Source organism: Pseudomonas sp. BN515 (assembly GCF_029873155.1).
Taxonomy (GTDB): Bacteria; Pseudomonadota; Gammaproteobacteria; order Pseudomonadales; family Pseudomonadaceae; genus Metapseudomonas.
On the sequence record NZ_SSOH01000026.1, the window covers coordinates 15114 to 27605 of the forward strand.

The 12492-nt window shown below is 53.5% G+C and carries 15 protein-coding genes; 12 read left to right on the top strand and 3 right to left on the bottom strand.

The annotated features are described in order from the left end of the window. Positions 1-134: 134 nt before the first annotated feature. Together E8E91_RS07145 and E8E91_RS07150 are read left to right on the top strand one after the other, a co-directional pair. On the top strand, positions 135-3110 hold the full coding sequence (locus tag E8E91_RS07145; RefSeq protein ID WP_280375171.1) for an ATP-binding protein: 2976 nt from the start codon (positions 135-137) through the stop codon (positions 3108-3110). Further along, on the top strand, positions 3103-4809 hold the full coding sequence (locus E8E91_RS07150) for a response regulator receiver domain (protein WP_280375172.1): 1707 nt from the start codon (positions 3103-3105) through the stop codon (positions 4807-4809). Before E8E91_RS07145 ends, E8E91_RS07150 begins: the two co-directional genes overlap by 8 nt. Here E8E91_RS07150 and E8E91_RS07155 read toward each other — a convergent pair. The 3 genes from E8E91_RS07155 to E8E91_RS07165 all read right to left on the bottom strand — a co-directional run bounded on the left by E8E91_RS07155 (position 4772) and on the right by E8E91_RS07165 (position 6782). Next, the gene (locus E8E91_RS07155) at positions 4772-5260 is read right to left on the bottom strand and encodes a very short patch repair endonuclease (RefSeq protein ID WP_280375173.1); all 489 of its coding nucleotides are present in this window, start codon (positions 5258-5260) and stop codon (positions 4772-4774) included. The genes E8E91_RS07150 and E8E91_RS07155 overlap by 38 nt on opposite strands. After that, complete coding sequence (locus E8E91_RS07160; RefSeq protein ID WP_280375174.1) at positions 5238-6437, bottom strand: DNA cytosine methyltransferase; 1200 nt, start codon at positions 6435-6437, stop codon at positions 5238-5240. The genes E8E91_RS07155 and E8E91_RS07160 overlap by 23 nt, the downstream gene beginning before the upstream one ends. A gap of 87 nt (positions 6438-6524) precedes the next feature. Further along, the gene (locus E8E91_RS07165) at positions 6525-6782 is read right to left on the bottom strand and encodes a DNA-binding protein (RefSeq protein ID WP_280375175.1); all 258 of its coding nucleotides are present in this window, start codon (positions 6780-6782) and stop codon (positions 6525-6527) included. A 115-nt stretch (positions 6783-6897) separates the two neighbouring features. Here E8E91_RS07165 and E8E91_RS07170 point away from each other — a divergent pair, with 115 nt between their 5' ends. The 10 genes from E8E91_RS07170 (at position 6898) to E8E91_RS07215 (ending at position 12487) form a co-directional block, all read left to right on the top strand. Beyond that, positions 6898-7119, top strand: a complete 222-nt coding sequence (locus tag E8E91_RS07170) for a DNA-binding protein (protein ID WP_348532210.1) — start codon at positions 6898-6900, stop codon at positions 7117-7119. Further along, on the top strand, positions 7119-7325 hold the full coding sequence (locus tag E8E91_RS07175) for a hypothetical protein (protein ID WP_280375176.1): 207 nt from the start codon (positions 7119-7121) through the stop codon (positions 7323-7325). Before E8E91_RS07170 ends, E8E91_RS07175 begins: the two co-directional genes overlap by 1 nt. Before the next feature lie 2 nt (positions 7326-7327). Next, entirely contained in the window at positions 7328-7555 is a 228-nt protein-coding gene (locus E8E91_RS07180) for a hypothetical protein (RefSeq protein WP_280375177.1), read from the top strand. Continuing rightward, positions 7552-7860: a DUF5447 family protein gene (locus tag E8E91_RS07185; protein WP_280375178.1), complete on the top strand. Its 309-nt coding sequence runs from the start codon at positions 7552-7554 to the stop codon at positions 7858-7860. Before E8E91_RS07180 ends, E8E91_RS07185 begins: the two co-directional genes overlap by 4 nt. Next, entirely contained in the window at positions 7838-8116 is a 279-nt protein-coding gene (locus tag E8E91_RS07190) for a hypothetical protein (RefSeq protein WP_280375179.1), read from the top strand. Before E8E91_RS07185 ends, E8E91_RS07190 begins: the two co-directional genes overlap by 23 nt. Before the next feature lie 506 nt (positions 8117-8622). Beyond that, complete coding sequence (locus E8E91_RS07195) at positions 8623-8919, top strand: hypothetical protein (RefSeq protein WP_271471301.1); 297 nt, start codon at positions 8623-8625, stop codon at positions 8917-8919. 298 nt (positions 8920-9217) lie between these two features. Then, positions 9218-9514, top strand: coding sequence for a hypothetical protein (locus tag E8E91_RS07200; protein WP_280375180.1), 297 nt, complete (start codon positions 9218-9220; stop codon positions 9512-9514). Positions 9515-9697: 183 nt separating this feature from the next. Further along, positions 9698-10999 carry a hypothetical protein gene (locus E8E91_RS07205; RefSeq protein WP_280375181.1) on the top strand — a complete coding sequence of 434 codons (1302 nt, stop codon included), beginning with the start codon at positions 9698-9700 and terminating at the stop codon, positions 10997-10999. A 2-nt stretch (positions 11000-11001) separates the two neighbouring features. Further along, a complete protein-coding gene (locus E8E91_RS07210; protein WP_280375182.1) occupies positions 11002-11373 on the top strand; it encodes a hypothetical protein in 372 nt (123 codons plus the stop codon). A gap of 7 nt (positions 11374-11380) precedes the next feature. Continuing rightward, positions 11381-12487, top strand: coding sequence for a zonular occludens toxin domain-containing protein (locus E8E91_RS07215; protein ID WP_280375183.1), 1107 nt, complete (start codon positions 11381-11383; stop codon positions 12485-12487). Positions 12488-12492 lie beyond the last annotated feature (5 nt).

Sequence of the window (12492 nt, forward strand, 5' to 3'; positions counted from 1 at the left end):
AATAGCATGGAGAGCCACATTTATGATTGAAAATTTAACTGTTAATTGATGTTGGTTGGCGTTGGTTGGCGTTGGTTGATGTTGGTTGATGTTCTCGCATCCAGCGTTAAGAGGATTATTTGAGCGGCTACATAATGACTGAATCCGTTTCATTTCAAACTAGGGCTCGCACGATCGACCATCTAGGTCGAGAGCAAATTGCTGATGTCCCGACGGCAGTAAGCGAGTTGTGGAAGAATGCTTATGACGCATACGCACGTGAAGTATCGCTTCATATTTATGGTGAGGGAAAGCCAGTGGCTGTCATCATGGACGACGGCCATGGGATGTCAAAAAAGCAGTTCATTGAAAAATGGCTAGTAGTAGGGACTGAATCAAAGGCTGGGAACGATGAGGTGCCTCTCGAGTTGAGGCAGGGGCTTTCTTTGAGGCCTAAACAAGGGCAAAAGGGAATTGGTCGACTTTCTGTCGCTGCTCTTGGATCTGTTGTGTTGGTTATTTCAAAACAGGTCGATGAAAATTTTGTAGGTTGCTTGATAGATTGGAGGATATTCGAAAATCCATATCTTCTTCTCCAGGACGTAAAGCTTCCAGTAGTTGAGTTCGAGAGCATCATAGAGCTTGAAAGACTGCTGCCTAATATGAAAGCCGAGTTGGTAGAGAATTTAGATGGTTCGGCTGGTCCAGTTGAGCGGACTTTACGGCTTCGTGCCGCCTGGAAAGAGTTCGACGATGTCCAATCTGCCAAAAGCCTTTTTCCTGACCTGATTTCCGAACAGATCCGCGCGATAGGCGAGTGGGATTTTTCTGCTTCTGACTACTTGGACGGCTGGAAGGCCAGTTTTACGGATAATCAATGCGGTACAGCATTGATTATGACCGAAATTAATCCGGCTTTATCTGCGTGGACTTTGGAGGGAGAATCAGCCTCGTCAGACGAAGTGCAATCAGTGAAGGCTTCGCTGATTAGAACTCTCTCTGGGTTCTCGGATCCCTACACTGAGAAGTCGAACGCCCCGGAGCTTTCAATAGAAGACGGTAAGAAGGATGCCGACGTTCTTGATTATAAAGTCGTTTTGCATTCTCGCGGTGATGAAAGGGTTGTGGTAGGTAGTGAAAGTGGCTATGGAATTGATTTTCTAAGAAGCTTGGATCATTGCATAGAAGGAAGCATAGACGAGTACGGTGTTTTTAGAGGTCGGGTTAGAGCTTTTGGCGAGGAGTTGGGGGATGTTGAGCTGATTCCTGCTCAAACTGTTCCGACCTCTGCGCGCGACAGAGTAGGACCATTTTCTATATGCATAGGTGCATTCGAAGTTGTGCCGAAAAACAGCACGCTTGATCCTGCTGTTCATTCAAAAGTAGAACTGCGCGCTGAAAGTCACTCAGGTCTAAATATTTATAGAGATGGGCTGCGGGTCATGCCATATGGCAGGCCAGAAAATGATTTCTTTAAGATAGAGGAAAGAAGGCAGTTTCATGCTGGTCGTGAATTCTGGGCTAGTAGGCGTATGTTTGGACGGATAGCAATCACCAGGGAGGATAATCCTAATCTTAGAGATAAAGCAGGTCGGGAAGGATTGATTGATAATACTGCATGCCGGGCAATGCAGATATTGATGATCGATCTTCTGAAAGCAACGGCAAGAAAATATTTCGGCACTGACTCGACAGTTAGACAGGAACTTCTTCCCGGCGTTGAAGCAGAAAACGCAGCCGCAGAGGCCAAGGCGAAGGCCTTAAGAAGTGGTCAACTCAGTGAGTTCAAAAGAGCTCTTAAGTCTCAGCTTTCTGATTTGGAAGCTGCATATACTGAGGCTGAAGAGCTATGGATTGATCTGCAGGGTATTGTTCGAGATGAGAATGTTGATGCATTGTGGTTGCTTTCTTCCCGGGTCGATGAAGCACAAAATAGAAAGTCATTGCTGCGATTACCACCTAAACCTAAAAGGTTAGGTAGATTTGAAGATAAGTACCGTGAGTATAGAGATCGGTTCGCTGCAATGGCTGCGCGTGTTGATGAGGTGAAAAGCCACTGGGCGATCGAGACTGAGCGGCTCAACGCGAAACCATCTATCGATGTAGCTCGCTCTAGGTTAGGTAGTAACCAAAAATTCATTAGTGATAGGCTCTCTCGTTGGCGGAGAGTTATTTTAGATATTCTTAAGCTTGAACAAGATAGAATAAATGAAAGAGTAGATGCTGATCATAAAGAGTTTTACAAGACTGCAGCTCCTTTGTTGTTGGACTTGGAGTTGGGCAGAACACCGCTGCGCACTGTACTGGATGAGATGGATAACATTCGAGATAGGTTCAATATTGAGTTTTCTGACGTATATGAACCATATTTTCGTAGCATAAAGTTGCTTTCTGAAGGGAAGGATCTTGACAGTGCTTTTGCTTATTCAGGGGCGCGGACGGAAACTCTAGAGACACGGCTTGAACAAATTCAAGGGTTAGCACAGATCGGTATAAGTGTAGAAATTCTTGGTCATGAACTTCACTCATTGGATCGTCGGCTAAGAAATAGTTTAAATTCTTTACCGGAATCGATTAAAGAGTCTAGTCAGTTTAAAGAGGCAGAGTGGGCTAGGGAAGAGCTTGTCGATCGCTTGCGATTCTTGTCGCAAATGCAGCTTTCCGGATCCGATATAAGGCAGAGAATAACTGGGGCTGATATCGAAGAGTATCTGCGAGGGTTCTTTAGAAGTCAGATCCAAGAAAGCGGTGTTGATTTTGTCGCATCCGAAGAATTTAAGCGGATTGCATTTAACGAGTTTCCCTCCAGAGTCTATCCTGTATTTATAAATCTCATTAATAACTCTCTATACTGGGTGGCTGATTCAGCGCAGAAGACTATCTGTCTGTCAGTTTCTTTCGGAAAGATTGTGCTTAGTGATTCTGGGCCTGGTATAGATTCAGATGATGTGAGTAGTTTGTTTGAGTTGTTCTTTAGTCGGCGTATTCGGGGTAGAGGCGTTGGTTTATATCTTTGCCGGCAAACTCTAGCGGCTGGCGGTCATACTATCGAATATGCTGTAGATGAGCGGTACCGGATTTTGCCCGGCGCGAACTTTGTGATTTCTTTGCGGAATGGATTCGATGCATAACGTCTCTCCAAAGTTGATTAAAGAAGCTTTCATTTCTCCAATTCGCTTTGCTCTGCTTCTAGATGATGAGTTTCCGACCTATCATCAGTTGGTTGAGGGTGGATCTCTCAGTGGGTTTGACCCTGGAAGAGCGGGAAGTCTACAGAACATTTGCCGAAATAACGGTTGGCTTTGTGATGTGGAGAACTCCGTTCGAGTTGCTGAAAAGTTTGAACGAGACAAACACCTAGGGCAATCTGATCTTTTGGTTCTTGATTTTCATTTGGATCCTAGTAAGCCAGATAACCCAGACAAAGCAATATCTATACTTCAGGAGTTATCGGCCTCTCTGCATTTTAACTTAGTCATAATTTATACCGGCGCAAATCCTGTCGAAGTGGTTGGGGATGTCGCATATAGCCTCGGAGGAGGATGGATAACTGAGGCGGAAAGAGAAGCTGCCAGTACTGCATTGGATGACTTAGATGAAGATGTTTATGAAAGTCTAAAGAGAGCGCTTTCAAGGGAGGTTGTTTTTAATTTTCTACAGGGGAAGCGGCCTAATGGTGAGGCGAATGAGCTGCGGTCCATATTGCGTGGGGCAGATATTTTAGATGGCGGATTGCAAAATGGAATTATTAATTTCATTTGTGATGAGAGTCTAGGTTCTAAGTTTTCTCCTAGTATTTTGAGTTCTCGTTCTTCATCTGGAAAAATAGAATCTAGTTTCGGCAAGGCGGATGGGCCTAAATGGTTGTCGAAAGGGAATTTATTTGCCGTTGTTGTAAATAAAGAAGAGCCGCCGGAAGTTTTGGTAGATAGGCTGGAGGAGGCTCTAATAGGCTGGAACCCTAGTCCCTTGCGTGTTTTGATGATTTATGCGCGAGCGGCTTTGGGGAGGTTCGGTACACTTGCAGACGAGAAGGTTTTAGATACCCCAAGGCGACAAGCGGGATGGCTCTTAAGAGTTTTGCTGGCAGATTCTGATTTAGAGCGAAGAAAATATATAAATGAGCTATACAGTAGGCTTTTTGAGCGTCTAATTCATAACGTTGATCAGAAAACTAGCGATTTTGGTCTGGAGTTATTCCACGGTACTGTAGGAACTCCAGTTGAGATCGCAAGATCTATGGCAATGGTACCGGCTCTGATTGGTAATGAATTTGCCTACCATGCCTTGAACGAGCATCTTTGCTCTGATTCTTTTGTTGATGGGCATATTACGACAGGTGTGATCTTTAGATCTTTTAGAGGCGCTCAACCATCATATTGGATCTGTGCTACTCCCGCATGTGATCTCGTGCCGGGTCAGAATTCAGGGGGGTGGGATGGTGATCTGCATCCCTATCGCCCAATTAACGCTGTCAGATTAAGTTTAATAAGAGATAGAACTGTAATCGGCGAGCGTTTGAAGACTGCAACACAGGGGCGCCATATTTTTATATGTGTGGATGATCAGCCAGTTGCGTTTGAAGTGACGGATGAAGTTTCTCGTCAGATGAAGATGGAAGTTCTCTTTGTAGCAAACCAGGGTGCGGTACAGGCAGCACGCTTTAGTGGATTCTCAGTAAGCAGTTCGGGTGATGCTGCTCCTGTTATGAATTCGTTGGATTTTGAGGCTTTGGCGATTTTAAGAACTGAGTATGCAAGTAAATTTCTGGCGGAGTCAGGATTTCAGAAATCTAGGATTGGTGTGGATTTTGTGAATCTGGAAGCGTGAGTGCTGGCTGGGTGGCTATCAATGTTATAATGCCGTCCAGCCAGTTTCTTTCCTTTAGTTGGCATTCCCACAGGACTAATACTTTCCAGCCAAGAGTTTCTAGTTTGCATTGGTTTTGTTTGTCTCTTGCTATGTTTTTATCCAGTTTGTCGTTCCAGAAATCAGTATTGGAAGCTGGGCGCTTTGATCGTTTACATCCCGGGTGCTGATGCCAGAAGCATCCATGGACAAAAATGATGCACTTCCATTTTTTTAGTACGATATCCGGAGTTCCTGGTAGCCTATTGTCGTGTATTCTGAAGCGAAATCCTGCACTGTACAGAGCTGATCGTACTTTTAATTCTGGTAGTGTGTTTTTGTCTCTTATGGCTGACATTATCTCGCTGCGAGTCTTCTTGCTCGCAGCGCGAGATAATTTTTGATGTTCCTTATCCTTTATGATTCTTTGCATTGGTTTCTGTTTTTATTGCAGAGACAATATGTTTTAGAATTGCTTCTGCTAAAGTAACCGGAACAGCATTCCCTATTTGCTCTCCAGCTGACATGAGTCCTCCATAGAATATGAAGTTGTCGGGGAATGTTTGAAGTCGCGCTGCTTGGCGAAGCGTGATTCCATGGTTTTCGGTTGGATGAACGAATCTTCCTTTGGAAGGGTTGATGCAGGCTGTCGTCATCGTCGGGGCAGGCTTTCTCGGGTCAATTCGCCCATATACGTCATAGTGACCGTCATGAGACTTATGGCACTCTAGCACTCTTCCCGCTTGTGCACGGCTACCCCCGTTAATCGGTGTTCGCTGGAACAGATCAACTAGTTCTGGGGAGTGATTCATATGTATATTATTTGGATCGAAGTTTTCTACGGGCAGAAATGCGCTTGCAGCTGTTAACCAGGTCGGTTTTTTCTTTACGTTTTTATTAGACGCAAAGGGGGAGGTGTGAGAGCTTTCAGGGGGCCAGCTAATTTCTATTGGCCTGTGCTTGTCAATTCCAAGAATGAAAACTCTTTTTCTGTTCTGGGGGACACCAAAGTCGCACGCATTTAACGTAATGGGTTGGTGGATATAATATCCCTCAGCTTCGCCCATCTCATAAAACTTCTTTAAGTAGTCAGCGTGACGGGGCCATAATAACCCTGGGACATTCTCAACCAAGAAAAATCTTGGCCTGATTTCTGCTACGTACTCAAAATATCTACCGAGTAAGCGGTTTCTTGGGTCGTCGACGCCGCTGTCATTTATTCTGTGTGTTGAGAACCCTTGGCATGGCGGGCCTCCGATTATAATGTCGCACTGGCTAGGCTTGATTTTCCAGGCCTTCAATGCCTCCGCTGGCTTCAATGGAAGGATATCTCCATTGATCAAGGGGACAGGTTTTCCATTTCTATTTCTTATGTTTTCTGCGTATGTTTTGGCCGCATTAGCATTTATTTCTAGTGCTCCCGCTATCTTGACTCCTGCTTTAATTGCGCCAAGTGAAAAGCCCCCAGCCCCAGCAAATAGGTCAATTGCTTTAATAATCTTTGTTCTTGGTTTTCTTAAGGGGGCTATATCTTTAGTGCCAATCTCGACAGCTTCGAGTTTGGTGGTGCTCAGGTTTTTCTCAAGACTAGTGTCGATCAGTTCGGTCATGAGTCTTTAATCAAAGGCTGTAATAGAGTGGGTTATTAGTTATGTTGGAAATGCTGTTCCCTAGCAGATTAGTTAGTGATTTCTATCTCATGCTTTGACCACTTGAGTTTGGCTCGCTTCATAGTCCGGGCTGACCTGGCCTATTTCGGGAGCAACATTTCCAGTCACGAGCCAGTAGGCGTACTGAGGGAAGAGCAACACGATTGCCTCGATCTCGGCGTCTGATAGGCGCGCCTTTCCATTCCGCACGTTTTGCCAGCGGTAGCGATCAATTCCCGTCTGTTTCTCGAACCAAGTCGTGGTTCGTTGCCTATTGAAAAGACTAATCAATCTGTCTTTTATCATTAAAAAATATCTACTCAGTAGGATTTACAAGGCTGTTCATCCGGGGTAGTTTGCTTGGTAGATATTACTCACTACTAAGTGATTTCTACCAAGCAAATATAGTGCAGGAATGTGCATGGACATGGAAGTAGACGACCTCAAAGCTGGCCAATTCATTAACTGCCCACCCCTCATGCCCTGGCGCCAGTTCGCCGTGTGGATCGGCATGGAAGACAAGCAGCAACACGTGCGGGGATGGTGCGACAAGGGCTACCTGCCCACCGTGCGCATGGGCCGCCACCGCATGGTCAACGTCGCCCTGGTGGTGAAGCAGCTCCTGGAGCAGGAGGACTTCTGATGTCCGCCCACGTCCTGCTCCCGGCCTGCCTGTTCGGCGCGATGGGTGCCATCGCCTTCGTCCTCTATGAGCACGAAGCCCACGCCGGAAAGCCCCGCTGGTACCGCACCGCAACCATGTTCTTCGCCGCCGTGGCGGCCTTCGCTCTGTTGGCCCCGCTTGGCGCCATCTACGGCCACCTCATGGTGTGGCTGCTGGAGGCATGACCATGTTCATCTTCGACTTCCGCACCCAATTCATCCTGCTCCTGGCTGTGGGCGCGATCCTGCTGATCCTCACCGTTCTCAAGCCCCGCGCCCTGGAAACCGACTGCCCCAAGGTCCCGCCCACCACTGGCTCCTGGATCGACGAACAAATGCGCGGCCAGTGCGAGGCCAACGGCTACGGCCACCTCATCGGCACTGCCGCCCGATACACAGGGGAGGGCGCCCAATGACCCTCGCCCAATACCGCCTCACCCCCGAACACATCAAACCGGGCTGCTCGCTCCTGGAGCGCTTCCCAGAACTCGCCGGCCCCGAAGCGCCCCACAGCGGCAAAGGCCACGGCCCGCACTGCACGCCGCACCGCGTGTACCAGCTGGACGGCCGCTGGATCGTCCAGCCCGCCACCTGCCGCTGCGACTTCAGCCGCAAGAAGCCGCCGCAGTACTGGTACGTCATCGAAGAGCGCGGCACGCCCACGCCCTACGTCCCCATGGCCCGTCCAGGAGCAATCCATGAACAGCCCGACCTCTTCTGAGCGCAAGGCCCTGGTCGCTCACCTCCAGGCCCGCCGCGACGTGTTTCCGGCAGGCGAAGTGGGCGCTCAGTACCCCTGCATCTTCACCGTCCAGGAACTGGACCAGATCCTCGCCGCGCTGCAGCACAGCCCCGCGAGTCAACCGGACCTTTTCGCGCTGCAGATCCCCGCCGACCTCCTGGCCGACCTGCGCACCCAGCCCGAGCGCATCCGCCCGGCGCCCCTGCGCGAACTGATCCTGCCAACAACCGAATAACACGAGGGAACCCCGATGGCCCCCATGAGCACCATCCCACCACGCCAGAACGAGATCGAGGACAAGGAGCGACGCTTCTACGTCAGCGCCCCCGGCTCGGTACACCTGGCCCTCCAAACCGAAGCACACCAACGCGGCACCGACCTTTGGACCCTGGCGGGTGCCGTGCTCACGCAATGGGTCCGGATGGGCTGTCCTGACGAGCTGTCAAGCAGCACCGATCCCTTTACCCCCACCCCGTCGCCGTCACCTTCGGTCGCGGACCAAAAGGAGCCAGCAGACACAGGGGGGCAAGGCTGAAAAGCGCCGAAGGCGCGTGCCTTGCGGCCCTGGGGCTGATGGCTACGGTCCGCAGCAAGACCGAAGGGGATGCGCGGGGTGAGGGGTAAAGACCCCCCACCTCAGAGCCTGATCCCAAGGGAGCGAAACCTCCCACCACACGGAAGAAACCGGCCCGGCACTAACCCGCCGGCCACAACGGCTAAACGCCATGAAGGAGAACCACCATGCAATTCGAACTCACCGCCCTGTGCCTCAACGTCAAAAAAGTCACCGTTGAAGGGCGCACCTACTGCTCCGCCATCATCGCCCGCGAACCTATCAGCGCGGCCGAACGCGAACAGAACCGTGGCTACCTGGTGCAGAAGGTCACCGCCGACGTCGGCGTCTTCGACCAGACCTCCAGCCTCGAAAAACCGACCCCCATCAAATTCCTCTGCACCCTCGTCAGCGCTGCTGGTGGCAAGAGCCAGCCGCACCTGCTGGGCGTGGTGCCCGGTCAAACCGGCAAGGCTGCGGCCTGACCCGGCCCCACAGATCACCAGGGAGGGCATAACCCATGGCAACCATCGACACCATGCTCGCCCAGATCACCCTAGGTGACCTGTGGGCCCTGCAATTCATAACCGGGGTGCTGCAACTGATGGCCCTCGGACTCATCCACGGACACCAGAGGTAACCGGTATGGCACTCACATGGGCGCAGTACCTGGTTCTCGCTGGGTTCATGGTCGGGGCCCTCGGGGTCGGCGTCGCCTGGGGCCAGTTCCGGCTCGGCTGGAAAGAAATCATCGACGCCTCAACTGCATAAGGAAAACATCCCATGCAAAAGCAACTCACCGTGCGCTCCGGCGCCATCGCCCACCAGAACGGCACCAGTGTCGGTAAAGCACTGGGCATCAAGCATGCCGTTCTCTACACCGTCATCGCCGCCGCCATGACCGCAGGCATGGCCAACGCCGCCATCGAAGTTCCGCCGGATCTGATCCAGGTCTTCGCCGACCTGGCCAAGGCCTTCGGCGTGCTGATGGCCGCCGGCGCCGTGCTGTTCGGCGTCATCCGTGGCGGCGTGGCCCTGTTCAAGCTGGCCGGCCGCATCTTCTCCGCCGCTGGCGCCTAAGCAGGACGCGGATAGATGCGTACGGCTATCCGCATTCTGGTTGCCCTCACACTGATGGTGTGGGGGCAATTGGCTTATTCGGCGGTGGTTTGGCAGGTCTGGGCAAATGGCTATACGGATGCCGCGACACCCGAGGGTTCCTGCCAGAGGTGGGCTGCCAACAACCGTCGACCTAACTGGAGTGTGAGCGGAGCTGCCCCAGCTTTCTGGTGCACCATCTGGTTTGACGGTCAGGAAGGCAGCACGCTACCGATGAACTACAAGGGCAGCTGTAATGCCGGTGAGACGTTAGACCCGACGTCTGGCATCTGTGAGGCGCCCAGGGACTGCACCACCACTGCCGGCCAGGAAATCCTCAACACCCAGACCTGCCAGTACAACACTACCCTCAAGCTCGCCGTCTGCGATGACCAGGTCGTCTTCGAAGGCTGCAAGTACACCGCAGGCGGCAAGAAGTCCTGCGTCTCCATCCTGGAAGACCAGACTTACCAGTGCACCGGCAGCTTCTACGGCTCTGGCGAATCCAACGGCACCGCTCCCGATACCTGCAGCGGTGACGACTGCTCCCAGCCCAAGCCCGACGACCCCGGCTCCAACTGCGTGTCCGCCAATGGCGTCGAAACCTGCTTCGACCCCAAGAAGCCCGGCTGCGGCACGGTCAACGGCGTTGAAGGCTGCTTCCAGGAAGAGCCCGGTTGCGGCTACTTCAACGGCACTTACCGCTGCATGGAAGCCGAGAAGCCGAACCGCAACTGCGGTTACTTCAACGGCAAACAGGTCTGCTACGACCCGAATGACCCCACCAAGCAGATCCCTGAATCCTCCTCCGACCATCCCAAGAATGGCGGCAATGCCGACGGCGACGACAGCAACGACCCCCGCCCCGCAACCGGCACGGGTGGCAACTCCCAGGGCTCCGATGAGGGCGCCACCAATCAGGCCATCGAAGAACTGGGTGAAAAGCTCGGCCCGAAGATCGACCAGACCAACTCCCTGCTCGATGGCATCCAGGGCCAGCTAGGCGAACTGCTCGACGGCCTGTTCGGTGACGAATACGACGGCTCTGGCACCGGCTCGGATGGCGACGCCGAAGGGGCAGGGCAGGGCGCGGGTGACGCACTGGCCGAGCAGATCGGCAAGCAGACCGACCAGCTCCTGGGCGAACGCGAAGCCGAAGTGGATGCCGCCCTCAAGGCCCTCCCGAAGACCGTGACCGATGAGTGGTTCGGTGCCGACGGCTACAAGGTCGGCCTCAACAACGTCCTGGACCGTGTCCTGCCCTCGGCCATGGGCTGTGCCAACTACACCATCAACTTCGCCCTGGGCGACTACCGCACCTCGCTCGTGCTGCCGGTGTGCGAGCTCACCCGCCTCAAGCCGCTGCTTGAGTACGTCATCTGGATCATCACCGTCATCGGCCTCTGGAAGATCCTCTACGCCGCGCTGCGCCAGGAAGACGCCAAGGCCGCCAAGGGAGGCTTCTGACCATGGGCTGGATCATCGGCTTTCTGCGCACCCTGTTTCCGCGCCTGTTCAGCGGCTTGGGTCGCTTCCTGGTGGGCTTCTTCGGCCCCCTCATCGCGCCCGTCATGGGCTTCATCGCCAAGTTCTTCAAGAAGGTCGGCATCCTCCTGCTGGTCATCGTCGCCATTGGTACGGCCATCGAAGCCCTGGCCTTCGCGGTGAGCCTGCTGTTTGACCAGATCGCCAACCTCGGCCCGCCCTGGATGCTCGAAATCGGCCGCATGTTCGTGCCGAGCAACCTGTCCTTCTGCGTCACCCTCCTGGTCGTGGCCAAGATCAAATCGCTGATCTTCCTCTGGGTGACGCGTCTCTCCGAAAAGTTCATCCACACCTGAGGCGCCCATGGCCGTTTACATCGTCACCGGCAAGCTGGGCGCGGGCAAAACCCTGCTGCTGGTCATGCAGATCCTCAAGTACCTGAAAGCCCGCCGCCGCGTCGCCATCAATGTCGACGTCTTCATGAACAAGCTGTGCAAGCCCGACAACACCTACTCGCGGCTGGTGCGCCTACCCGACCTGCCGTCCGCCTCTGATCTGCGCGGCCTCGGTGTCGGCCACGAAACCTACGACGAAGAAATGTTCGGCGGGATCTTCCTGGACGAGGCCGGCGTCTGGCTCAACTCCCGCGACTGGAACCAGGGCGGCCGCTCCGACCTGCTCAAGTTCTTCCTGTACCTGCGCAAGCGCCGCTGGGACCTCTGGCTCTGCGTGCAGAACGTCAACGTCATCGACAAGCAGGTGCGCGAATCCATCGCCGAGCACGTCGTCTACATCAACCGCTGGGACCGCCTGAAGGTCCCCTTCATGTTTCGCTGGCCGTTGCAGCTACTCACCCTCGGTCGCTGGAAGGGCAGGCTGCCGAAACTGCACCAGGCCATCGTCAAGTACGGCGCCAAGTTCAACTCGCCCAAGGTGGATGACTGGTACTACCGCGGCGAAGAGTTCTACGACTACTACGACACCACCCAGGAGTACGACGAGGGCTACGACAAAGGCTCCTACTCCATGCTGCCGCCCGGCTACTGGCGCCGCCGCCTTCCACGAGCCCTGCGCAACTGGAGGTTCTTCATGCGCACCACCCGTATCTTCTTCCGCCGTACCCGCGTGCTGAATGCCTTCTTGCTCGGCAGCGTCTGCGCGCTCCTGCTGGCCGTGCCGATCTTCGGTGCCATCGCCTTCACCACCCAGCCGGCCACCGTCGTCCAGGAACAAACCGCCGCCCCGGCGCCGGTCCCCGAAGCCACCCAACCGTTGGCCGATGAATACGGCGAACTGCGCATCGCCACCTACGGTCGGCTGGCCGGCAGCACCCTCTACGTCTTCCGCGACAGCCAGGGCCAACGCATCGCCCAGGACGACCTCATCGCCAAAGGCATCACCGTCAAGGACCGGGGCCCCCGCGAAGCCCTCCTGGTCCGTGAGGCCGACTACCACTCCGTCTTCCGCTAGAGGAT